General features: G+C 59.2%; 25 protein-coding genes. 21 read left to right on the forward strand and 4 right to left on the reverse strand.

Going from position 1 to position 22,738, the window contains the following annotated elements; genetic code table 11:
• Positions 1 to 48 precede the first annotated feature (48 nt).
• On the forward strand, positions 49 to 1,914 hold the full coding sequence (locus J7E80_RS09895; protein ID WP_215051297.1) for a glycosyltransferase family 39 protein: 1,866 nt from the start codon (positions 49 to 51) through the stop codon (positions 1,912 to 1,914).
• A gap of 85 nt (positions 1,915 to 1,999) precedes the next feature.
• On the opposite strand, the gene rpsI is transcribed toward J7E80_RS09895, so the two are convergent.
• Positions 2,000 to 2,506: a 30S ribosomal protein S9 gene (gene rpsI / locus J7E80_RS09900; protein WP_215051298.1), complete on the reverse strand. Its 507-nt coding sequence runs from the start codon at positions 2,504 to 2,506 to the stop codon at positions 2,000 to 2,002.
• Positions 2,507 to 2,544: 38 nt separating this feature from the next.
• Complete coding sequence (gene rplM / locus J7E80_RS09905; RefSeq protein ID WP_011692756.1) at positions 2,545 to 2,988, reverse strand: 50S ribosomal protein L13; 444 nt, start codon at positions 2,986 to 2,988, stop codon at positions 2,545 to 2,547.
• Between the two features lie 307 nt (positions 2,989 to 3,295).
• Between rplM and J7E80_RS09910 the strand changes: the two genes are divergently transcribed.
• From J7E80_RS09910 to J7E80_RS10000, 19 genes are all read left to right on the forward strand, one after another.
• Positions 3,296 to 3,961 (forward strand): A24 family peptidase, encoded by a 666-nt coding sequence (locus tag J7E80_RS09910; protein WP_215051299.1) that lies wholly within the window; start codon positions 3,296 to 3,298, stop codon positions 3,959 to 3,961.
• Positions 3,962 to 4,241: 280 nt separating this feature from the next.
• Positions 4,242 to 4,442: a Flp family type IVb pilin gene (locus J7E80_RS09915; RefSeq protein WP_215051300.1), complete on the forward strand. Its 201-nt coding sequence runs from the start codon at positions 4,242 to 4,244 to the stop codon at positions 4,440 to 4,442.
• Positions 4,443 to 4,530: 88 nt separating this feature from the next.
• Entirely contained in the window at positions 4,531 to 4,929 is a 399-nt protein-coding gene (locus J7E80_RS09920) for a TadE/TadG family type IV pilus assembly protein (RefSeq protein ID WP_215051301.1), read from the forward strand.
• Entirely contained in the window at positions 4,917 to 5,921 is a 1,005-nt protein-coding gene (locus J7E80_RS09925; protein WP_215051302.1) for a TadE/TadG family type IV pilus assembly protein, read from the forward strand. Before J7E80_RS09920 ends, J7E80_RS09925 begins: the two co-directional genes overlap by 13 nt.
• 19 nt (positions 5,922 to 5,940) lie before the next feature.
• A complete protein-coding gene (locus J7E80_RS09930; protein ID WP_215051303.1) occupies positions 5,941 to 6,738 on the forward strand; it encodes a Flp pilus assembly protein CpaB in 798 nt (265 codons plus the stop codon).
• On the forward strand, positions 6,735 to 7,937 hold the full coding sequence (locus J7E80_RS09935; RefSeq protein WP_215051304.1) for an AAA family ATPase: 1,203 nt from the start codon (positions 6,735 to 6,737) through the stop codon (positions 7,935 to 7,937). The genes J7E80_RS09930 and J7E80_RS09935 overlap by 4 nt, the downstream gene beginning before the upstream one ends.
• Positions 7,934 to 9,391, forward strand: a complete 1,458-nt coding sequence (locus tag J7E80_RS09940; protein WP_311380796.1) for a CpaF family protein — start codon at positions 7,934 to 7,936, stop codon at positions 9,389 to 9,391. The genes J7E80_RS09935 and J7E80_RS09940 overlap by 4 nt, the downstream gene beginning before the upstream one ends.
• Positions 9,391 to 10,344 (forward strand): type II secretion system F family protein, encoded by a 954-nt coding sequence (locus J7E80_RS09945; protein WP_215051305.1) that lies wholly within the window; start codon positions 9,391 to 9,393, stop codon positions 10,342 to 10,344. The genes J7E80_RS09940 and J7E80_RS09945 overlap by 1 nt, the downstream gene beginning before the upstream one ends.
• A gap of 9 nt (positions 10,345 to 10,353) precedes the next feature.
• Complete coding sequence (locus J7E80_RS09950; protein ID WP_215051306.1) at positions 10,354 to 11,226, forward strand: type II secretion system F family protein; 873 nt, start codon at positions 10,354 to 10,356, stop codon at positions 11,224 to 11,226.
• Positions 11,227 to 11,234: 8 nt separating this feature from the next.
• A complete protein-coding gene (locus J7E80_RS09955) occupies positions 11,235 to 11,447 on the forward strand; it encodes a Flp family type IVb pilin (RefSeq protein WP_215051307.1) in 213 nt (70 codons plus the stop codon).
• Positions 11,448 to 11,735: 288 nt separating this feature from the next.
• A complete protein-coding gene (locus J7E80_RS09960; protein WP_215051308.1) occupies positions 11,736 to 11,954 on the forward strand; it encodes a Flp family type IVb pilin in 219 nt (72 codons plus the stop codon).
• 93 nt (positions 11,955 to 12,047) lie between these two features.
• Positions 12,048 to 12,452 (forward strand): TadE family protein, encoded by a 405-nt coding sequence (locus tag J7E80_RS09965; protein ID WP_215051309.1) that lies wholly within the window; start codon positions 12,048 to 12,050, stop codon positions 12,450 to 12,452.
• A complete protein-coding gene (locus tag J7E80_RS09970) occupies positions 12,440 to 13,462 on the forward strand; it encodes a TadE/TadG family type IV pilus assembly protein (protein ID WP_215051310.1) in 1,023 nt (340 codons plus the stop codon). Before J7E80_RS09965 ends, J7E80_RS09970 begins: the two co-directional genes overlap by 13 nt.
• A gap of 43 nt (positions 13,463 to 13,505) precedes the next feature.
• Positions 13,506 to 14,288: a Flp pilus assembly protein CpaB gene (gene cpaB, locus J7E80_RS09975; RefSeq protein WP_215051311.1), complete on the forward strand. Its 783-nt coding sequence runs from the start codon at positions 13,506 to 13,508 to the stop codon at positions 14,286 to 14,288.
• Positions 14,285 to 15,481, forward strand: a complete 1,197-nt coding sequence (locus J7E80_RS09980; protein WP_215051312.1) for an AAA family ATPase — start codon at positions 14,285 to 14,287, stop codon at positions 15,479 to 15,481. The genes cpaB and J7E80_RS09980 overlap by 4 nt, the downstream gene beginning before the upstream one ends.
• Positions 15,481 to 16,980 (forward strand): ATPase, T2SS/T4P/T4SS family, encoded by a 1,500-nt coding sequence (locus tag J7E80_RS09985; protein WP_215051313.1) that lies wholly within the window; start codon positions 15,481 to 15,483, stop codon positions 16,978 to 16,980. The genes J7E80_RS09980 and J7E80_RS09985 overlap by 1 nt, the downstream gene beginning before the upstream one ends.
• 6 nt (positions 16,981 to 16,986) lie before the next feature.
• Positions 16,987 to 17,919 carry a type II secretion system F family protein gene (locus tag J7E80_RS09990; RefSeq protein WP_215051314.1) on the forward strand — a complete coding sequence of 311 codons (933 nt, stop codon included), beginning with the start codon at positions 16,987 to 16,989 and terminating at the stop codon, positions 17,917 to 17,919.
• A gap of 8 nt (positions 17,920 to 17,927) precedes the next feature.
• Positions 17,928 to 18,812: a type II secretion system F family protein gene (locus J7E80_RS09995; protein WP_215051315.1), complete on the forward strand. Its 885-nt coding sequence runs from the start codon at positions 17,928 to 17,930 to the stop codon at positions 18,810 to 18,812.
• 109 nt (positions 18,813 to 18,921) lie between these two features.
• Positions 18,922 to 19,383 carry an Hpt domain-containing protein gene (locus J7E80_RS10000; protein WP_215051316.1) on the forward strand — a complete coding sequence of 154 codons (462 nt, stop codon included), beginning with the start codon at positions 18,922 to 18,924 and terminating at the stop codon, positions 19,381 to 19,383.
• Positions 19,384 to 19,409: 26 nt separating this feature from the next.
• Here J7E80_RS10000 and J7E80_RS10005 read toward each other — a convergent pair whose 3' ends face one another.
• The gene (locus J7E80_RS10005) at positions 19,410 to 20,183 is read right to left on the reverse strand and encodes a response regulator transcription factor (RefSeq protein ID WP_215051317.1); all 774 of its coding nucleotides are present in this window, start codon (positions 20,181 to 20,183) and stop codon (positions 19,410 to 19,412) included.
• A 331-nt stretch (positions 20,184 to 20,514) separates the two neighbouring features.
• On the opposite strand from J7E80_RS10005, the gene J7E80_RS10010 reads away from it, so the two are divergent.
• Positions 20,515 to 22,155 carry a PAS domain-containing sensor histidine kinase gene (locus J7E80_RS10010; protein ID WP_311380797.1) on the forward strand — a complete coding sequence of 547 codons (1,641 nt, stop codon included), beginning with the start codon at positions 20,515 to 20,517 and terminating at the stop codon, positions 22,153 to 22,155.
• On the opposite strand, the gene J7E80_RS10015 is transcribed toward J7E80_RS10010, so the two are convergent.
• Complete coding sequence (locus J7E80_RS10015) at positions 22,152 to 22,637, reverse strand: sensor histidine kinase (RefSeq protein WP_215051318.1); 486 nt, start codon at positions 22,635 to 22,637, stop codon at positions 22,152 to 22,154. The two genes, J7E80_RS10010 and J7E80_RS10015, sit on opposite strands and share 4 nt — an antisense overlap.
• Between the last annotated feature and the right edge of the window lie 101 nt (positions 22,638 to 22,738).

The following is a 22,738-nucleotide window of genomic DNA, read 5'->3' on the forward strand; positions in this document are numbered from 1 at the left end:
ACCGCAACTGCCAGACGCACAAAGTCCCCGACGGCGCAGCGTGCAATCTTGGCGATTCAGAGGGTATTCAGGGGGCCAGCGGATCGCCCCGTCTGGGAACGGCCAGCGCTACTAGCGCTGTTGCTGTCCAATGCGGTGCTGTATCTCAGCAACCTGGGCGTAAACGGATGGGCTAACTACTTTTACAGCGCTGCGGTGCAAGCGGGCAGCATGGATGCGAAGGCCTTCTTCTTCGGGTCGTCGGATTGGGGCAACTCCATCACCGTAGACAAACCCCCTCTCAGTTTGTGGGTGATGGGTCTGTTCGTGCGACTGTTCGGCTTCAGCCCCGTGGCCATGCTGCTTCCACAGGCGATCATGGGCGTAATTACCACATTCCTGATCTACGTGATTATTCGTCGACACTTCAGCGGGCCCGCCGCTCTTTTCGGTGCCTTCGTTTTCTTTACGACACCAATAGTCACATTAATGTCCCGCTACAATAATCCCGACCCCTTAATGCTCCTCCTAATGGTGGCAGCGGTTTATTACGTATTGCGAAGCATCGAAAGCGGGCGCGGTCGGTTTTTTATCGTGGCGGCCGCCCTACTCGGGCTGGCATTTATGACTAAGCAAATGCAGGGACTGCTCAGCGTCCCGGCCTTGGGAATCGCATACCTAATTTTCAGCCCGCAGCGCTGGTCTGCGCGACTCAAAACCTCTTTAGCGGGGCTTACAGCCCTAGTTATCACTGGGGGGTTTTGGACGATAATCACGGACCTGATTCCGCAGGACCAGCGCCCCTATATCGGTGGCTCACAGACGAATAGCGTTCTGCAACTTACACTCGGCTACAACGGCATTGAGAGAATCGTCGGTACCGAAGCGGCGCCGAGCGCGAGGCAAATTCCGGATCAGTTCCGCCCTGTTGACAGCGATACTGGGTTCTTCAGGCTCCTGAACTATAACTACAACCAGGAAGCAACCTGGCTACTCTTCGCAACCCTCATGGCCTTGGTTATGCTGGCGGTCCTCTGGAACAAGCATCTGAAAACCCCCGCAGCACGCGCGCTGTCCTTGGCCTCGGGGCTCTGGCTGCTGACGGCGTTTCTGTTGTTGTGTTTTATGGGCGACCAGATTCACACCTATTACACCATAGCCTTGGCGCCGCCGCTCGCATTGGTTCTGGGCATCGCACTCGGCGCACTAATGGCCACGTGGAACTCGATAAGATCGCGGCTCATGGCCGCTGCTATCGCCCTGACAGCCATACTCACCTCGTGGCTGATCCTAGGGGGAACAATGGGATGGCCTAACTGGCTGTCGACTGCGGTTCTCGGCGTGGGAATTGCTTCAATTTCTGCGCTCCTGGTCCGACCGCCAAGCCACAAAGTAGAGGCGGCTGCTGCCGTAGTCCTCTGCGCCTCGCTCCTCTTTGGACCAGTCCTCACGTCAATTCACAACGTCACCGTTGGCTTCAACGGCTCTAATCCCCTCTCCGGAGTATTGTCGAAGAACCCGGCCGGCATCAGTCATCTGCTGGAGTCCCTGCGAAAGAATGATCCACCCTGGGCACACGACGTCGCTTTTGGGCGGATACCCGAAGCCGAAGTAGTGGACGTGTTGGCGGGAACACGCGGCTGTACCTGGGCGGCTGCGACATATGCAAGCCAAACGGCTGCCCGTCTGCAGTTGGAGTCCGGCCGCCCCGTCATGGCAATGGGTGGCTTTGCAGGTAGCGATCCATCTCCGGGCCTCGACGATTTCAAAGCCAAAGTAGCTGAAGGAAAGATCTGCTATCTGATCCAGCAGGAAACGTTCCTGGAAGTCCAGACAAGCGAATCGAATGTCACAGCGATCTCGACGTGGGTCCAGAGCAACTTCCGTCTGGAAAAGATTGGCACTACGACCGTGTTCCGGTTGAGGGCCGAGTAGGACAGCAGGCCGTTAACGGCAGAAGCCCGCCCCGCCGAAGTGGCAGGACGGGCTTCTGTGAAGCGGCAGAGCTTCGGAAGCGGGATTAGCGCTTGGAGTACTGCTGCGCCTTGCGGGCCTTCTTGAGACCGGCCTTCTTACGCTCGATGACGCGGGCGTCACGGGTGAGGTAGCCGGCTTTCTTGAGGGTAGCGCGGTTGTTCTCGACGTCGATCTCGTTAAGTGAACGGGCGATGCCGAGACGCAGTGCACCGGCCTGGCCGGAGGGGCCGCCGCCGTGGATGCGGGCGATGACGTCGTAGGCGCCGTCAAGATCGAGGATCTTGAAGGGCTCGTTGACGTCCTGCTGGTGCAGCTTGTTCGGGAAGTAGTTCGCCAGCTCGCGGCCGTTGATGGTCCACTTGCCGGTGCCCGGCACAACGCGAACGCGTGCAACGGCTTCCTTGCGGCGGCCAACAGCTGCGCCGGCAACGGTCAGTGCCGGGCGCTCCTTCTTCGGAGCGGCAGCTTCAGCAGGGCCGCTTTCCGAGGTGTAGCTGGTCAGGGTTTCCTCTGCCTCAACGGCTTCGGTGGTCTCTTCGTTCTGAGCCACGGTTCTCCTTGTATAGATAAGTTGTTTGGTGGCCAGGACTACTGGGCGACCTGGGAAATTTCGAAAGTCTTGGGCTGCTGAGCGGCGTGCGGGTGCTCTGCACCGCGGTAAACCTTCAGTTTGCCCAGCTGCTGAGCAGCGAGGGAGTTCTTGGGGAGCATGCCCTTGATGGCCTTCTCCACGGCGCGGACCGGGTTGGATTCCAGCAGCTCCGCGTAGTTGACGGAGGTCAGGCCGCCCGGGTAGCCGGAGTGGCGGTAGGCGCGCTTCTGCTCGAGCTTGGCGCCGGTGAGGGCAACCTTCTCAGCGTTGATGATGATGACGAAGTCGCCCATGTCCATGTGGGGCGCAAAAGTGGCCTTGTGCTTGCCGCGCAGCAGGATTGCGGTCTGGCTGGCAAGACGACCAAGGACAACGTCTGTGGCGTCAATGACGTGCCACTGGCGATTGATATCGCCGGGCTTCGGGGTGTACGTACGCACGGTGTTTGCCTCGTTCTTGTTCTGGCGTTCTTGTTTAGGTGTCACGTAAGGGTGCACCTACTATCTATGCGCTACCGGAACAGAGGTGAGGGCTCTATGAATCCAGTGGTCCAGAAGTCTCGAATATGCCCGAGGAGTAGTTATCCTGCAACTGGATTCTCAGCGGGCACGCATCATCGAGAAAGGACACGCACAACGACTACCAAGAATAGCGTGAACGGGGCGTCAGGGTCAAAATGGGGTATCCGGTCTCGGGGTGCACGCGCGCCTTGGTCTGCGCCGGCCCGTTCCAGCCCTGGGAGTATGCGTGTCGTCAGTAGATATTGCCACCGGCACCGGACCGCTTTTCGTCCTCGCCGTCGGCCTGCTCGGCATACTCCTTGGCACGCTTAGTGAACTGCTGATCGCCCGCTCGCTCCCCCGCCTTGGCGGGCTGCCTTCCCTCAGGGCAAGGCTTACGACGGCGGCCGTCACCGGAGCGCTCTGCGCCGCCTTTGCATTCAGGTTTGGGATGGACTGGTCCCTGCCGGCGTTCCTGGCGCTGGCGGTTCTCGCTGTGCAGCTCGCAAGAATTGACCTTGCCCACCACCTGCTGCCGAACCCCCTCGTTTTGTCCCTGCTCGCTGCGGGTCTCGCGCTCTTCGCCGTCAGCAGCGCGGTAACCGCGGGCTGGACAGAGCTGCTGCGCGCAGCTGCCGGCGCCGCTATTTTGTTTGTCGTGTACCTGATTTTGGCCATTATTTCGCCCCGTGGCATCGGAATGGGAGACGTCAAGCTCGCAGCGCCGGTGGGCCTGTACCTGGGCTATTTGGGTTGGAGCCAGCTGTTCTACGGCGGAGCTCTGGGCTTCGTGCTGGGCGGCATTTTCTCCGTCGTTTTGATTTCCTTTAGACGCGCCGAAAAGTCCGCCGAGGTGGCCTTCGGACCAGCCATGCTGGCGGCAACGCTCGGGATGGTTCTGTTCACGTCCTGACGAGCGGCGCATGCCCCCTGCCGCCTGATTTCAGGAAATAGAAGCCAGCCAGGCTTACCAATCCAAGTAGTTTTCGAACCTTGGAACTTTCTGTGTGAGTACCTTTTCTGGGGGCTGCATAAGTGCTACCCGCAAAAAGACGGGTAGGGCTACGTATTGTTGCCGATCTTGTGCAGTGCAATTCTTTAGCTAGCGAAAGTCCAGCAGCTAAAGAAGTATGGGGGCCGCTGGAATTCGTTGAAATAATCCACATCAATTTCACCGAATTAAGGAAAATAAAATGACATCTCTCATGGTCTCAATGACTGCTTTCATCGCCGGCATCAAGGATCGTTTCGCAGCTGAAAAAGGCGCGACGGCGACGGAATACTCGCTTCTCGTCGGACTCATCGCACTCATCATTGTCGCTGGCGTAGGACTCTTTGGAACAAACCTGAACACCTTCTTCAGCAGCCTGGCCGGCACGGTCGGCGGCTGGTAAGTTCCGCGTTTCCACGGTGTGCCGCGTCCGTCTAGGCGGGCGCGGCACACCGCACCTATTTCAAGCGACAACTGTCCAGGGGGACCCTTTGAAACGCAGCCACAGAACTTCCGATCACGGCGAACGAGGTGCAGTAGCCGTCGAATTCGCGCTCGTTGCTCCGATACTCATCGCCCTGATTATCGCGGTTGTCGAGTTCTCGAACGCATACAACGTCCAGGTTTCTGTGACTCAGGCGTCCCGCGAAGCAGCCCGGACGATGGCTATCACAAAAGACTCGGCGAAGGCCACTGCCGCCGGCAAGGCAGGGGCGCCTTCCATCAATAGCAGTCTTCTAACCTTCGACTACTCCGCCGCAACATGTCCCACGGCAACACCGGCTCCAAATGCCGTCGTGACCGTGACCTACACCGGCACACCTCTGACTGGATTCTTCGGGTCCTCTCTAATTCTCAAGGGCAAAGGAGCCATGCAATGCGGCGGCTGATCAATCGGACTAAATCCACCGGCTCTGGAGAAAGCGGAGCAGCGGGTGTCATGGTCGCCGTGATGATGCTGGTCCTTATCGGTGCTGGCGCGCTTGCTGTGGACGTTGGGCAGATCTATGCCGAGCGCGCTCAACTTCAGAACGGTGCCGATGCTGGAGCCCTCGCTGTGGCCCTAAGTTGCGAACAGGGCACCTGCAATTCAGCTTTGGCGGACAACCTGGCCAACTCCAATGCAAACGATTCCGCTAGCACCGCGGCCGTCGACCTTTCTGTAGCCGGCCAGGTGACGGTAACCACGTCCACAAAGAATGGCTCATCCAGCTTTCTGACGAACTTGTTTGCAAATGCCATAAATGCCGGCCCCGTGACGGTGGGCGCTCAGGCGACGGCCGGGGTCGGCCTGCCTGGAAGCGGATCGGGGTTCCCGCTGGCTCTTTCCGACAACTGTTACAACCTAACCTCAGCAAGCCAGACGGCCGAGGTCCAGAAAATCTCTTACAAGCCAGGCGGGACCTGCACAGGTCCATCCGGAACTCAGATTCCCGGTGGGTGGGGCTGGCTGGACCAGAGTTCGCCCTGCAACGCCATTACACATGTCGGCACAAACGATATGGGCTCAAATCCCGGAAACAATCCTCCCAGCGGATGTTCGGACATCCTTGACGCCTGGAAGGCAACGTTGCTGGCAGGTGGCGAAGTCAAAGTCCAATTTCCAGTCTTCGATACATCAACGGGCACTGGCCAAGGCGGCTCCTTTCACATCATTGGTTACGCCACATTCAAGATCTGGGGCTGGAAATTCGGCAATAACCACCAATACGAATTCCGCAATTCCGGCACCGATCCCGGGATGACGAGTGCCCTTGCCTGCACCGGCGGCAACGACCGCTGCGTCATCGGTCAGTTCATCGAGTACAGCGCCATTGGCTCCGGAAGCACAGTTCCCGGCGGCGCGAACCTGGGCACATCCGAAATCCGACTCATCAAGTAGTTCCATCTAAGGGGAAAAAATGAAAGCACGCCTACTGGGAGGCATCGCCGCATTGGTTGTAGCAATCATTGGCACCGTCCTTCTATTCAATTACGTACAGGGCGCTGATCGGCGCGCTCTCGCCAACACCGAAACAGAAGACGTACTCGTGGTAAAGCAAGAAGTGCCAGCCGGTACGCCCGCGAGCCAGCTTAGTCAGTACGTGGTCACCAAAGCCGTTCCGCGCACGGCTGTGGCCGTAGACAGGGTTGATGACCTTGGTACTCTGGGGTCAAAGGTAACTGCGGTGGCACTTGTCCCGGGAGAGCAACTGCTGAATAGTCGCCTCGTTGACGCCGGCGCATTCCTGGGGCCCTCCCGTGTCAAGGTCCCAGCTGGTCTGCAGGAGATTACGGTACGGCTCGGCATAGACCGCGTCGTCGGCGGCCATGTCCAGGCGGGCGACACGGTTGGCGTGTTTATCTCGCTGGGGAACGGCGCCGCCACGACTCAAGAGGGTGCTTCCGCGGCCAGCGGAAGCGGGACGCAGCTGACGTTTCACAAAGTGCTCGTCACAGCCGTTCAATTCAGCTCCGGCGCTCCGGCTCAAACACAGGCCGAGGCAACACAAGCAAGCTCACAGGGCGCGCTGAATGGAGAAAGCGACAAAAAGCAGACATCCAGTGATTCCTACTTGATCACCTTCGCGAGGAATGCCGTTGACGCTGAAAAGTTGGTGTATGCCGCCGAGTTTGGGAAAATCTACCTCTCGAAGGAGCCGGCCAACGCCACTGAGGGCACTAACGGAGTCGTCAATCAGACAAGGGTATTCCGATGAGCCGCTTCATCTTGATCTCTCCCTCTGCTGACTACGAACGGCGGGTCCGCGCATCCATCGCCCCGCTCCGCGGCTCCTTGCAGTGCTACCAGGCGGCCTACCTGCCAGAAGCTCCTGAGGACATCCTGAGGCAACAAACAGGCGAACCACCCGAGGTCCTTATCCTAGGGCCGGGCCTTCCCCTCGATGAGGCATTGAAGTTCGCAGCAGTGTTGGACCTACAGTATCCAGAAATCAGCATTATTCTGACCGCCGAAGACGACGGCGAGACGGCTCTAAATGCAATGCGCTCGGGCATCCGAGACATCATCTCTCCGTCAGCCGACTCTGATACCGTGCGGGCCATGGTGGAGAGGGCCAGCCTCTCGGCAGCAGGCCGACGACGGGGCTTGGCACCGACGGCATCGGAAGGTCCGAATGCCGAAGGCGGCCGAATCGTCGCCGTTATGTCCCCCAAAGGAGGCGTGGGCAAGACCACGATTGCCAGTAACCTGGCGATCGGACTAGGTCAAATCGCGCCCATGAGCGTTGTCATCGTTGACCTCGACCTTCAGTTCGGCGACGTTGCCAGCGGTCTTATGCTCGAGCCCGAATTCACCATTACGGACGCGGTCGTGGGTGCAGCGAGCCAGGACGCAATGGTCTTGAAAACCTACTTGTCCGTTCATCCAGGAAGCATTTACGCGCTCTGTGCGCCACGAAACCCTATCGACATGGACAGGATCACCGGCGAACACATCAGCCACCTGCTGCGCCAGCTGCGTTCGGAGTTCCAATACGTGGTTGTGGACACAGCGCCGGGTCTCGGCGAACATGTCCTGGCGACTCTTGAGCAGGCAACGGACGCAGTTTGGGTATGCGGCATGGACATACCCAGCATTCGCGGTATGCGCACGGGTTTCCAAATCCTCTCAGAGCTCGACCTGCTCCCTGACAACCGGCACGTGGTGCTGAACATGGCCGACCGTAAGACCGGACTCACAGTACAGGACATAGAGGCGACAATCGGTGCCCCCGTGGACATCGTTCTCGCCAGATCACGAACAGTTCCGTTCTCCACTAACAAGGGCGTCCCCCTGCTGCAGGACGGAAGCCGGGACGGAGTCGCAAAGGGTCTTCGTCAGCTCGTCGAGCGGTTCAAACCCAACTGGGAAGCACGTCCTCATAAGAAGCTGCATCGAAGGGTGGTAGTGTCGTGAATCTTTCCAACCGATTTGCGAAGTTGCGCGCAGACGACGCCGAGGTATTCGAAGTCAGTACACCGATGGTGCCACCGGCCCCTCCCTCGACCCTGAGCTCTATCCAGCAAGCGCAGGCAGCCGAGCAGGCGTCAGCGCCGGTCAGCCTCCAGGTCAGCGCAGGAAATGCGAGCGAGGCACTCTCGGCCCTCAAAGAGCGCGCCAGCCAGGCACTCTATGAGCGCTTGGGGTCTCGGATCACCGACTCGTCAATGGACGAATCCGAGCTCCATCAGTTTGTGAAAGACGAACTGAAGGCTGTAGTCGATGAAGAACAAGTTCCACTTTCGACCGGTGAGCGGCAGCGGCTGACCCGGGAGATCATCGACGACGTCTTGGGCCACGGACCATTGCAACGGTATCTCGACGATCCGAGCGTCACGGAAATCATGGTCAATCGTGCAGACCAAATCTACGTTGAGCGCCACGGCAAGTTGTCCATGACCGATACCAAGTTCGCTAGCGAAGACGCGCTGCGCAAAGTCATTGAACGCATCGTCACCCGCATTGGACGGCGAATCGATGAATCCTCGCCATTGGTCGACGCCCGCTTGTCGGATGGTTCCCGTGTCAATGCCATAATCCCGCCGCTCGCTGTCAACGGGGCCTCGCTAACTATCCGAAAATTCGCACGGGAAGCGCTCACCGTCGAGAAACTAATTGGATTCGGGAGTCTATCGCCCGAGATGGCGGAACTGCTCAAAGCATGTGTTTTGGCCAAGTTGAACATCATCGTCTCCGGTGGCACCGGCACCGGTAAGACCACGATGTTGAATGTGTTGTCATCCTTCATCCCTACCACTGACCGCATCGTGACGATCGAAGACGCCGTAGAACTGCAGCTTCAACAGGATCACGTTGTCCGGTTGGAAAGCCGCCCTGCCAACATCGAGGGTAAGGGCGAGGTCTCAATACGCGACCTGGTCCGCAATTCCCTGCGCATGCGCCCTGATCGGATCGTTGTTGGTGAAGTCCGCGGTGGTGAGTCTCTGGACATGCTCCAGGCAATGAACACGGGCCACGACGGTTCGATTTCAACGGTCCACGCAAACTCACCCCGAGACGCCGTGGCTCGTCTGGAAACCTTGGTGTTGATGGCCGGCATGGACCTTCCCCTTCGTGCCATCCGTGAACAGATCGCATCTGCCGTGAACTTGATCGTTCACATTTCGAGGCTCCGGGATGGGTCCCGCCGGGTCACGCATGTCACGGAAGTGCAAGGGATGGAGGGCGATATTGTGACCCTGCAGGATGCATTTGTCTTCGACTACTCAGCCGGCATCGACGCCAACGGACGCTTCCTCGGCAAGCCGATTCCGACGGGCGTCAGGCCGCGCTTCACCGACAGATTCGCAGAACTTGGGATCCCGATTTCTCCCGCAGCGTTCGGCGTCCAGGCAGGCAGGGGCCGGTGATGGAGGCTCCAGAAGTCCCGGCCAGCCTCTTCGTAGCTGGAATCCTGTTAGTCTTCACGGCCGTCATTCTCTTGTTTGCCGTTGTCTTCAAATCCAAGAACGTCATACCCGTTTCCCGGCGGCGGCCGAATGTTGCTGTGGCGCCGTCGGGATTAACGAGGCTCACGGATTCCGCAGTCGGTGCCATCAACAAGCGCCTCAAGGCGCGAAGTGGCTTCCTGGTGGACCGCGAAAAGCTGGAAGGGGCAGGCCTGAAAACCCAGCCTGCCAACTTCCTGCTGATGATGGGCGCTGGGGCGTTTGTCGGCTCGGTAGTCGGATTCCTACTTGGCGGATTTCTCATTGCGATACTTCTCGTCGCGGCGGTCTCGGCGGGGATGCTTGGGTATTTATCCCTGCTGACCTCCAAACGGAGAAGCAAATTCGGAGAACAACTTCCTGACACTCTCCAGATGCTGACCGGAAGCATGCGCGCCGGGCACAGCCTCTTGCGGGCCATCGATGCCTCAGCGCAGGAGTCTGATGCACCGATGTCCGAGGAACTCAGCCGGATCATCAATGAGACAAGGATCGGGCGGGACCTTAGGGAATCCATGACGGATGTCGCCCGGCGAACCGGCAGCGAGGACTTCTCCTGGATTTCTCAAGCCATAGAAATACATCGGGAAGTCGGCGGGGATCTAGCCGAGGTGCTGGATCACGTCGGCGAAACCATCCGCGACCGCAATCAGATTCACAGGCAAGTGAAGGCACTTAGTGCCGAGGGGAAAATGTCGGCGGTCGTCCTTATGGGACTTCCTGTTGTGCTCTTCTTCGCTCTGATCATGATCAATGCCCAGTACGCCAAGACATTTACGACCACGGTTCCAGGATTTCTTATGCTGGGCGCGGCCGGTGTGATGCTGACAGCTGGCGGATTCTGGGTCAGCCGTCTTATCAAGCCGAAGTATTAGGAGGGCGACATGTCACCCATAGCACTTGGCGCAATGCTCGCCATTGTTCTTCCCATCTCGTTTTTGGTGTGGTTGGCGTTCGGAACGGATCGTGTGGCTATCCGCAACATCCAGGCCAACCTGGGGCAACGGGCACGGGAAACTAGTAACGAGAACTTCACAGCACAGTTCAGCGGATTCGCCCGCCGGATCACACCCGGCAGCTACGAGGCTTGGCTGGACAAGCAACTGGCCGGCGTCGGCCGTCCCAAGGAGTGGCCTCTTGAGCGGCTTCTGGCCGTCAAGCCTTTGCTCGGACTTGGCGGAGGAATCCTTGGGCTCCTCAATTTGCTCGCCTCACCGTCCCCTGTGCGCGTCGCGATCATGATTGCAGCCATTGCCTTTGGCTATTTCGCGCCGGACTTGCTGCTACGGACTAACGCCGAGAAGCGGAGGAAATCGATCCAACAAGAATTGCCGAACACCCTGGATCAAATGCTTATTTCGGTTCAGGCCGGACTAGGCTTCGAGGCCGCAATGGCCCGCGCCGCCCAGAGCGGTTCTGGCCCCCTGGCTGACGAGTTCATTCGCACGCTCCAGGACTTGCAGGTAGGGCGCTCGCGCAAGGAGGCCTATCTGTCAATGTCTGAACGGGCTGACGTACCGGACCTCCGCAGCTTCATACGCTCCGTCGTCCAGGCAGATGCTTATGGCATAGCCATTGCAAAGGTGCTCAAAATCCAAGCGAAGGAAATGCGCATGAAGCGTCGCCAGCGTGCGGAGGAACATGCGATGAAGATCCCGGTGAAGATTCTTTTCCCACTCATTTTCTTCATTTTCCCATCACTGTTCATCATCCTGCTCGGTCCTGCAGTCATGAACATCGTTGCGGCATTCTCCTAGGAGGGGCAATGAAACATCTGCCACAGTTTTCGCCTCACGCATGGAATTCTCTTCACCGTTTTCGCGCGCAGGAAGAGGGTGCAACGGCAACCGAATACAGCCTTCTCGCGGGTTTTATCGCCCTTGTGATAGTCGCCGGAGTGGGCGCATTCGGTACAGCACTTAACGGCGTCTATATGGGTCTCGTCACGGGGATAAAGACGGCCCTCGGTATCCCATAGCAGCTTCCCTTTCCGCAGTCTGCCCCAGCAATCCCGCGCCACCCGGCGCTCCAAAAAGACCGGACCCCCTCGGACCCCAGCAACCGAGGGGGTCCTTTTGTGCCCGCCGCCCTCCAGCAAATTCGGCCGAGATGCAGCCTAAGCGCAGGTTTAACGCAGGAAATGCGCAGCTTGGAAAGGCTTAGCACAGGAAGCTGCAAGATCCATATTCCGCCGCGATTTGGCTTGCTAATTTTATTTCAGAGCTGGTGACGGACCAGCTTCCCTTCACTCGCTCAGGAGTACAAAATGCTTTCACTTTACACCAACCTCTCCACCCGCCTTCACCGCAATGAAAAGGGCGCAACCGCCGTTGAATACGGCATCATGGTGGCCCTCATCGCCGTCGTCATCATCGTCGCAGTCACCCTCCTCGGCGGCACCCTCAGTGATTTGTTCCAGGGCGTCAACTGCCAGATCGGCACGCCGGCAACGCCGAACTGGAACGGAACTGCCTGCGTGGCTTAGTTTGCGTGGCTAACTCCGGTCGTTGACAAAGTGGTGGCGGTCATAAGCCGCCACCACTTTGCAGTTAGCAAGCCGCCTATATTTGGGGGAAGCATGGCCAAGGCAACAGAACATGGCGCTGTAGCAGTTGAGTTTGCGCTTTTGGCCCCCGTCCTGATCATGATCCTGCTCGGGATCATGGAGTTTGGCCGTGCCTACAATGCGCAATTGACGCTGACAAATGCCGCCCGTGAAGGCGTAAGAGTCATGGCCGTCGACAATAATGCAACGACCGCCCTCGCAGCGACCACGAATAGCGCCGACACCCTTAGTCCCAAGCTTAAAACTTCGGACATAGTCATTGCCTTCCAGACGAACCCACCAACGACGCCGGCTCCTACGTCATGTGCTCCAGGACGCCAAGTGACGGTAACCATCAGCTACGCGCTGACCACCATGACCGGCATCGCCGGCCCTTTCTCCATGAAAGGGAAGGGGACCATGCTATGCGGCGGCTAGGCCCCTTCATCGGCAACGAACGTGGCGGCATCAGCGTCATGGTGGCTATCCTCATGGTCGTGTTGCTTGGCTTCGCGGCCTTGGCTGTAGACGTGGGGGTGCTCTACTCGGAACGAGCTCAGCTACAGAACGGCGCCGATGCAGCAGCGCTGTCTGTGGCTCAACGGTGCGCCACCAACTTGGCTGATCCGGGGTGTTCCGCTACGTCACCACTTGCCAGCGACCTCGCCAATGAAAATGCGTTAGACCGCATGAGCAACATCAAATCGATCACCTTGAACACGGGCGCCCGCACAGTCAGTGTCACCGTCGGCGCGAGGGAAACCGGCAGTGCGCCGAACTCCGTTTCGCTCTTCTTCGCCAATGTCCTCGGTTTTCCGAGTGCAGCAGTAAACGCCAAGACCTCCGTAAAGTGGGGCAGTCCCGTCAAGGGCACGGCACCGTTCCCCGTTACCGTTTCCATTTGCCAGGTGCGGGACCAGTCCGGTGTCATGCAGCGGCTTCAGTTGCATGGAAACAACGCAAACCCCGACTGCTATTACGGACCATCCGGCGCGTTCGTCCAAGGAGGCTTCGGAGGGCTCAAGCAGGATACAAATGCCTGCGGCGCGACCGTTGACACGGTCAGCAACACGGCCGGCGGAGATACTGGCAACAACCCCACACCCAACTGTGAAGGGACATTGAACTCCTGGGCTGCAGACATGAACAGCGGCAAAGCGGTCATTTTACTACTGCCCATTTTCAATGCTGTTACCGGAACCGGCACCGGAGCTGTTTATCGCCTGACGACCTTTGCCGCTTTTAAGATTGCCGGCTGGAAGCTGGGCAATCCCGGACTTCCTTACACATTCCGCAACAGATCGCCTGACGTGCCTTCCGCCCTTGAATGCAGGGAACCCTGCCGCGGCATCATCGGAACGTTTGTGAAGTACGTTTCCTTGGCGGACGGCTATGAGCTGGGAGCCGTAGACCCAGACGGCGTGACCGTCGTCGAACTTAAGAGCTAGTTTCGATGCCGTTCAGTGAACCACTATCTCTCAGGAGCAGTTCGTGAAGTCTCGCTTATTGGCAGGTGCGGCAGCCGTAGTCCTCGCCATTGTCGGAGCCATGCTGGTGTTTTCCTATGCCCAGGGCGCGGACCAGCGGGCCGTGAAGAACCTCGACCCTGTCCCTGTGCTGGTGGTGACGAAGGCTATTCCTGCCGGCACACCCGTCGAATCCATGACCGCATCGGTGGCCACTGAGCAGTTGCCGGGGGCCGCCGTCGCAGAGTCGGCCATCGAGTCACTCGATGACTCAAAGGGCAAGGTCGCGGCAGTGGACCTTGTGCCGGGTGAGCAGTTGGTTAAGGAGCGCCTCATCGCGCCGGCGGAACTTAAAGTCCAGGGCGCCGTGAAGATCCCTGCAGGTCTTCAGGAGGTCTCCTTCCAGCTTGAGCCGGACCGCGTTGTCGGTGGCCGCTTGGCTCCCGGCGAGTACGTCGGCATTTTCGTGTCCTTGGATGAGGGCGGCGTGGAGGACAAAGCCGTCAAGGAAACCACCAAGTTGACGGTCCGCAAGGCGCTGGTCACGGCCGTCCAGCGTGCACCCCAGCCCGCTCCTACTGCCGCTCCCGCTCCCACCGCATCAGCGAGCGCCCCTGCAAGCAACGCCGATCCCAGGGACACCACGCTCCCCGAGGGGTCACTGATGCTGACGGTCGCTGTCAGCGACTCAGATGCCGCAAAGATTGTGTTCGCTGCCGAATACGGGAAGATGTGGCTCAGCAAGCAGCCCCTCAATGCCAAGGACAGCGGGCCTCGTATTATTCAGCGGAGTGAGGTTTACAAGTGAGCCGCTTCGTTCTGATAACGCCAAGCAGTACCTTTGACGGCCGGCTGCGGCAGGCAGTCGAAGGCCTGCCGGGTACTGTACAGACGTTTTTCTCCAGCACCTTGCCCGCCGGTCCGCAGGAGCTGTTTGCGCAGCTGGGATCCGAGCAGCCCGAGGTCCTGATCCTGGGCCCTGAAGTGCCCCTTGACGATGCCCTGCGGTTGGCGACTGTGCTCGATGTGCAGTTGCCGGAGCTGTCCGTGATTCTCGTCAGCGACCCTGACCCGGCCTTCATGCTGCAGGCGATGCGCGCGGGGATCCGGGACCTCCTCAGCCCCTCGGCTGATGCTGCTCAAATCCGGGTGATGTTGGAACGCGCCTGCCAGTCTTTTGCGAGCAGGCACCGGACCCACAATCCGCAGCTGGCCGACAGCAACAACAACGGCCTTGTGATTGGTGTCTTCTCCCCCAAAGGTGGCGTCGGCAAGACGACTATTGCCACTAATCTCGCCGTTGGACTGGGGAAGATCGCTCCCATGGGCGTCGTCATCGTTGACCTTGACCTGCAGTTCGGGGACGTCGCATCAGGGCTGTACCTGGATCCGGAACATACCGTCACTGATGCCGTGACCTCTGCTGCCAGCCAGGACACCCTCGTGCTGAAGGCATTCCTCACAGTTCATCCCTCAAGCATCTACGCCCTGTGCGCGCCCAAAAGTCCCGTGGAGGCCGACCACGTCACCCCCGAGCAGGTCACACGCTTGCTCGAGCAACTCGCCAACGAATTTCAGTACGTCGTCGTGGATACAGCACCTGGACTGCAGGAGATCGCTCTCGCAGCCCTGGACAAGTGCACCGACGCGGTGTGGGTGAGCGCCATGGACATCCCCAGCGTCCGTGGCCTGCGGTCGGGCCTCGACGTCCTCCGCCAACTGGAACTCCTTCCGGGCAGCCGGCATGTGGTGCTCAACATGGCAGATTCCAAAAGCGGGCTCACGGTACAGGATGTTGAGTCCACATTGGCAGCTCCGGTCGACGTCAGCATCCCGCGCTCCAAGGCCGTGGCTTTCTCGACGAACCGTGGCATTCCCGTTCTCCAGGAGCCCAGGAGGGATCCGGCCGTAAAAGGATTGAAGCAGCTTGTCGAGCGCTTCGATCCGGCCTGGCGGGCAAAAGGGCAGCGGAAAGTGCATCGAAGGGTGGTGGTCTCGTAATGAAGCTTTCAGAACGCATCCAGGCCGTGCAGCAAAAATCCGCGCCCGCGGCTGCTCCGGCCGTTGAGCAATCCCCTGCGGCGCCTCCAGTTGCATCCGCCGAACGCCCGACGGCAGTCGCAGGCGCAGCTGTTCCTGCAACACCGGTCACGGCTAAGCGCCCCGTATCAGGCGTCCAGTCTGAGGCAAAACCCAAATCCCAGCAGCCGGTTGATGCCTTCGCTGCGCTGAAGCAGCGCGCCGCGACCGCACTCTTCGAACGCCTGGGGACCCGCTTCAACGACTCTGGCGTCACTGAACAGGAACTACGTACCACAGCCCGGGAAGAGCTGACCCGCATTATCGACGCGGAGCAAGTACCGCTATCCGCTGAAGAGCGCACGCGACTTGTCCGCGACGTAGCCGACGATGTCCTGGGCTATGGACCGTTGCAGCGGCTCCTTGATGACCCTGCTGTAACCGAAATCATGGTGAACCGCATGGACCAGATCTACGTGGAGCGCAAAGGCAAACTGACGCTGACCGACTCCAGGTTCAGCTCAGAGGACCATCTCCGCAAGGTTATCGAGCGGATTGTGTCCAAGGTGGGCCGGCGCATCGATGAGTCATCTCCCTTGGTCGACGCCCGTTTGGAAGACGGTTCACGCGTCAACGCAGTCATTCCTCCGCTTGCCGTCGGTGGATCCTCTTTGACCATCCGAAAATTCAGCAAGGTGCCGTTGACGGTCCAGAACCTCATCGACTTCGGGACTCTAACTCCGGAAATGGCCGAGCTGCTCAATGCCTGTGTGAAGGCCAAACTGAACATCATCGTTTCGGGCGGCACCGGCACGGGTAAAACCACGCTGCTCAATGTCCTTTCATCCTTCCTCCCGGAAACTGACCGGATCGTCACTATCGAAGATGCCGTGGAACTGCAGATTCAGCAGGAGCATGTGGTGAGGCTGGAAAGCCGCCCTCCCAATACCGAGGGCAAAGGCGAGGTGACCATCCGCGATCTCCTGAGGAACTCGCTCCGCATGCGGCCGGATCGGATTGTTGTCGGTGAGGTCCGGGGCGGGGAATCGCTGGACATGCTGCAGGCGATGAACACCGGGCACGATGGCTCCCTTTCCACGGTCCACTCCAACTCACCCCGTGACGCCGTCGCCCGTCTGGAAACGCTGGTCCTCATGGCCGGAATGGACCTGCCCCTCCGGGCCATCCGCGAACAGATCGCCTCTGCAGTCCATCTCATTATCCAAATTTCGCGATTACGGGACGGTACTCGGCGGATTACGCACGTGACCGAAGTGCAGGGCATGGAAGGGGACATTGTCACGCTCCAGGATGCCTTTATTTTTGACTACTCGGCCGGAGTGGATTCGCACGGGCGATTCCTGGGCAAGCCCATACCCACGGGCATACGCCCTCGCTTCATCGACCGCTTCGAGGATATGGGTATCCATGTCTCGGCTTCGGTCTTTGGGGCATCACCTGTCGCAGCCGGGAGGACGTGATCTTCCATGATGCTCTTCGCCGGAATCACCCTGTTTGTTGCCGCCTTCGCGCTCGGCGCAGTTGCACTGCTTATCCCCCGCACGCCAACTGTCCCGTTGGAACGCCGGAGGCCGTATGCGTTTGCTAAGAACTCTCAGCTGACCCGTTTTGCAGGGTCAGCTGTGGAATCGGTAGACCAATTCCTCGCTGGAAGGAGCGTCAAGTTCTTCAACCGGGAGGTATTGGAAAACGCCGGCTTGAAGTTGAGCCAGGCCGAATTCTTCATCCTGATCCTTGCGGGCGCCTTCGTGGGAGTTCTCGCGGGTTTTGTCGTTGGGGGCATCGTTCTGGCGTTACTGCTTCCACTTTTAGCTCCGTTCGTGGGCCATCTGACGCTCGGATTCTTGGCAGGCAAACGGCGGAATAAGTTCGATGAGCAATTGGGCGATACCCTGCAGTTGTTGTCCGGCGGTTTACGCGCAGGCCACAGCATCCTTCGGGCCATCGACGCCGCGGCTTCAGAATCGCAGAGCCCGACGTCCGAGGAAATGCGACGGGTCATCACCGAGACCAGCCTTGGACGGGATTTATTGTCCTCCCTCAATGACACGGCCGACCGCATGCGGAACGAGGACTTCGTTTGGATCGCCCAGGCGATCCAAATCAACCGAGAGGTGGGTGGCAACCTTGCCGAGGTCCTCGACCAGGTAGGGGAAACCATCCGCGAACGCAGCGAAATCAAGGGCCACATTAAGGCGCTGGCCGCTGAAGGAAAATTCTCCGGCTACATCCTCATGGCCATGCCGGTCGGTATCGTGGCCATGCTCATGCTGGTCAACCCCAAATATATGGACAAGATGTTCAGCCATCCCCTGGGGTGGGGCATGATCGCGCTTTCCGTCATTCTGATGACTGTGGGAGGTCTGTGGATGCGCAAAATTATTGACCTCAAGTTCTGAGCCGCACGATGGAACCGTTAATCCTTCTCGCGATTTTGTTGATCTGCCTGCCCTCGTCCTACCTGGTGTGGCGGATGCTGTCCGTCGACCGAAAAGCCCGGACCGTGGTCCGGGAGATGCTGTCCCGCGGGGCCCAGTCTCCAGACGAGGAAGAACGCCAACAGAACAGCTTCCTGGAACAACTGGGCCGCAGGCTCACCCCTCCTGCCTACGTTGCCAAATTGGATCGGTTGCTGTCCCTCGCTGGCCGCCCAGAGTCGCTTCCGCTAGGCCGGGTATTGGCTGCCAAGCCCGCGCTTGGCCTGGCAGGTGGACTGCTCGGAGCTTATGTCAGTGCCATCAGCACGACGCCGATGCTCAAGCTCGTGGGTCTTTTTATCCTGGTGCTGGGGTACTTCATACCGGACCTGCTGTTGTACAGCAAGGGTCAGGAGCGGCAAAAGGCCCTGCAGCTTGAACTGGCCAACACGCTGGACCAGATGCTGATCTCGGTTGAAGCCGGGCTCGGCTTCGAGGGTGCCATGGCCCGAGCCGGCGAGAACGGCAAGGGACCGCTGGCGGAGGAGCTTGTGCGAACCCTGCAGGACATGCAGGTGGGCCGCAGCCGCCGCGAGTCGTACCTTGCCCTTGCAGAACGGACAAGTGTCCCTGAACTTCGCAGCTTCGTCCAGGCCATCGTCCAGGCTGACATGTACGGCATCGCCATCAGCAGGGTGCTCCGAATCCAGGCAAAAGTAATGCGCGTCAAGCGCCGGCAACGGGCCGAAGAAAAAGCAATGAAGCTGCCGGTGATGATCCTGTTCCCGCTGCTCTTTTTCATTTTCCCGGTCCTGTTCATCGCCATCCTGGGACCGGCCGTCATCAACGCCATCGAAACCTTTAGCGGGCAGTAATGAAGCAGAGCAGCGTCAACCAAGAAGCTAGACTCAACAGACCCTCAGGGTTGGCGCAGGATCTCCCGGGGTTCAAGGTTTTTACAGGTTTGGAAACTAGCCTTAGTACATGTCCAGTTCAGGGTCCGGCTCAAGCGACGGCGATTCGAGCCTCGAATGCCTGCATGCCGCACCCGGGCAGGGCCATGCCATGATTACTGAATCCGGACAAGGAACACCACCAGTGTTGGATCTGAGGATACTCGCAGACCTCGAAGAGGACTTCGACAGTCCGTCCGTCGCACGCAGTTTTGCCCAGGACTACATCGGCCTCTGGAAGCAGCGCCTCGACAGGCTGACTTTCGCTGTCAACAGCGACGATCGTGAGGCAGCCCTCGACGCAGGCCTCAGTCTCAAGAACTCATCTGCGATGGTCGGAGCCGTACGGCTATCTGTGTTGGCCGTGAAACTGCTGCAGATCATTCAATGCGGGGACATGCGTTCCGCCAGAAGCCTGTTGCCGGCCGTCGCTGAAGAGGGTGCTGAAACGATCAGGGCAATTCAGCACGACTACCTCAGAGGCGACCGGTAACACAGCACTGGTAAAACAGCGCCCGGTTACTCAGGCCTTTTTGGTGCAAGCCGATAACCGACGCCACGAACTGTCACAAGCCATCGCGGCTCATTCGGGTCCTCCCGCAGCTTCCGCCGGAGGTTCCCAATGTGGACTTCGACCGCGCGTTCGTCCGCTTCGCTGATGTACGTGTCGTCCCGGTAGTACTCTCCCCGAACAACTCGAACCAGATCCGCCCTGGTGCGGACGGCCCCGGTTCCCTTCAACAGATCCTGAAGAAGGTCGAACTCACTCCGGGTGAGCCCTACAGGCGTGCCCTTCAATGAGACCGTGCGTGTCTTCATGTCCAAGGCCAGGCCATTATGGACCAAAACACCATTGTTGGAGGAAACGCGAACGCGCGCTTCCCCAGCCGCCACCGGTGACGGTGATTCCTCCTGCCCGGCCTGGCGGGGACGGCGCATCATTGCGGAGATCCGTGCCCTCAGCTCCCGTGGCCGGAATGGCTTGGTGATGTAATCATCTGCACCGCCCTGAAGAGCCGTGATGGTGTCTAATTCGTCATCTCGCCCGGTCAGCATTACTACGTAGGCGTCGCTGAACTGCCGGAGCCTGCGAAGCACTTCGAAGCCGTCAATATCCGGGAGACCGACATCGAGCGTGATGATACTCGCCTGATGCTGGCGGGCAACCTCCACGCCTTCCCGCCCAGTTCCCGCGGAATAAACTTCGAAACCAGCCTGCTGAAGTACTGCATCGACGAGATTACGGACGTCATCGTCGTCCTCGATCACAAGGGCTACACCCAGCTCGCCCATATCTACCCCTATCCGGAAACAACCGCGTCGCCCAGCGCGAATGCGGAAGCAATACCAGATTACCCACGCTACAAGATCTCAGGCAGGGCGGCGCCAAAATTCCGCTAAATTGCTGAGTCTCCACACATTCGTTCCCAATGTTCATCTACTACTCTTGATCCAACGGTGCATAATGGCTTCATGGGTGGGTTTAATCGAATACTGGTCTCGAATTCAAACAATCGTCATGCGATCGGGTGCGGTCGCGATGGGTGAACAGTTGCTGGTCCGGAGTGAAGGGTTCTTCCAACGGCTCGGACCCCGCATCCAGGTAGCTCTCTGCCAACTTCCTTTGACAATCATTATGGCGGCGATCGTTATTGCTGCCCCCTTCGCGTGGCCCGCGGTGCTTGCGAATGCCGTCTTTATCGCCTCCATCGTCCTGATCGGCCTGTTGTTCCTGGCCTGTTTCCTCATTCCCTGGGAACGCTTGCCGCCAGACGCCTATCTGATAATTCCGGTTCTCGATCTTTTCGTGATCGGGCTTGCCCGCAATGGCGCAACACCGGCCATTGGAGGGCTTGCGCTGCTGGCGATATTTCCTGTGATCTGGCTGTCCGCCTCGGGTTCGTTCTCACGCGGAACCATAATCCTGAGCTTTTTTGGCCCCCTGCTCATCACAGCCCCCCCGCTAATTCAGAAGTATCCCAACCTTTCAGCTTCGGAAGTCACGGGCGCCATTCTGCTACCCCTCATGATGCTCGCCGTCTCGCTGGCAATCCGTTTCGCTAGCGTCAATGTCCGGATGCAGCGCCAGCGGCTGGAAAAGAAGGACGCTGAACTCCGTGAACTGCTCGTCGAGAGCCGGAATCGCGAACGGCTCCTAAAAACCGTGCTGGACACGATCGACGTCGGCATTGTTGCCGTCGACGGCGACGGCAAAATCCTGCTGGTCAACGACCGGCAAAAAGAGTTCTATCGGGGGGCTTCTCCGGCAGAGACGGAAACGCTATCGGAAGAAGCCCGGCAGCTCATGTTTGCCCAGGACAAGATAACGCCGCTGCCTATAGACAAACGCCCCATCAGCCGCGCTGTTGCCGGCGAAACGTTCGCCGACTATCTCATTTGGTTGGGTGAAGGAAACAGAAAACGCGCCTTGTCAACAGCGGCCCGTGTCATTCAGAACGACGACGGCGTGTTCAACGGCGCTGTTATCGTCTACAGCGATGTCACAGGCCTCGTGGACGCGCTGGGTGTTAAGGAGGAGCTGATCTCCAACGTCTCGCACGAGTTCCGAAGCCCGCTGATGTCAGTTCTCGGCAACGTTGACCTGGTGCTGGACGAAGCTGATGCACTGTCCTCCCTCGCCGTCCAACGGCTGCAAGTAGTGCAGCGCAACGCCGAGCGGCTTCTTGCCCTCGTCTCGGACCTCCTGGTCTCGGCGTCAACAGTTCTGGCCGTTCATCCACGGCGGACCGATCTCTCCGGCCTCATTGAAACAAGCATTGGCTCCGCCCAAGCCCAGGCTGACGCGACCCACGTGTCCCTCCGTACTGATGTCCCCGTTCCGCTGTGGGCCTATGCCGATCCGCTCCGGATCTCCCAGGCCCTCGACAACCTGGTCTCCAACGCCATCAAATATTCTCCCGACGGCGGTGCCGTCACCGTCACTGCCCGGAGCAGCGACACCGGGGTACAGCTCGAAGTCCAGGACACCGGGATGGGCATCAGCGAAGACGAAGCGCCACGGATCTTCACCAGGTTCTTCCGGAGTCAGGCAGCCCGACAGGCATCAATTCCGGGCGTGGGCCTCGGCCTCTCCATCACGAAGACCATTGTGGAGCGGCATGGCGGCAAGATCTCGTGCGTCAGCAAGCCTGGAGCAGGCACCACCTTCACGATGACATTGCCCCGCGAACCTTCCACAGAGCCTGGCGAGCCAAAGAAGTTGGCTGCGGCCGACTCTTCCGGGGCAGCACGCTCCAGCGGTTAATCCAGGGGCAAACAGACTGTCACGCACGTTCCTGTGTCGGATGACGAGGCAACAGTCATCTGACCGCCTGCCGTTTCCATGGCGAGCCGCATGAGCCGCAACCCCATTCCGGTATGCCTGCCCTGCGTCGCGGCCTGGACGTCGAAGCCGACCCCGTTGTCGGTCACCTTCAACTGGACCTCGTGGCAGAGTGCGGGATGACTCACACAGCCCAGCCGAATGGTCACTGCGGACGCCTCGGCAAACTTATAGACATTGCTGAGAAGCTCCTGCGCCGCCCGGTACAGCAGCGTTGCTGACTTCCGGTCCACTTCCATCCCGTGATGCGGAGTCTCCAGCCGCACCGTGATCCCGTGTTCGCGCAGTGGTAGGGTCAAACGGTCAATCGCCCCCGCGACGCCAAGCGCATAGAAATCGACCGGGTGCGTATCGGTGAGTACGCCACGGACTGCAACAACCTCGTCGCTTGATAGTGATTTCATGCTTCTACCGTGCGCCTGCGCCCTTGGTATTTTCCTGCAGTTCTCCCGGCCACCCCCCGTTTGTAGGGGTCCGTTCACTTGGGCGCAGCCGAAGCCTGCAA

The sequence above is a fragment of the Arthrobacter sp. ISL-28 genome (assembly GCF_018613875.1).
GTDB lineage: Bacteria > Actinomycetota > Actinomycetes > Actinomycetales > Micrococcaceae > Arthrobacter.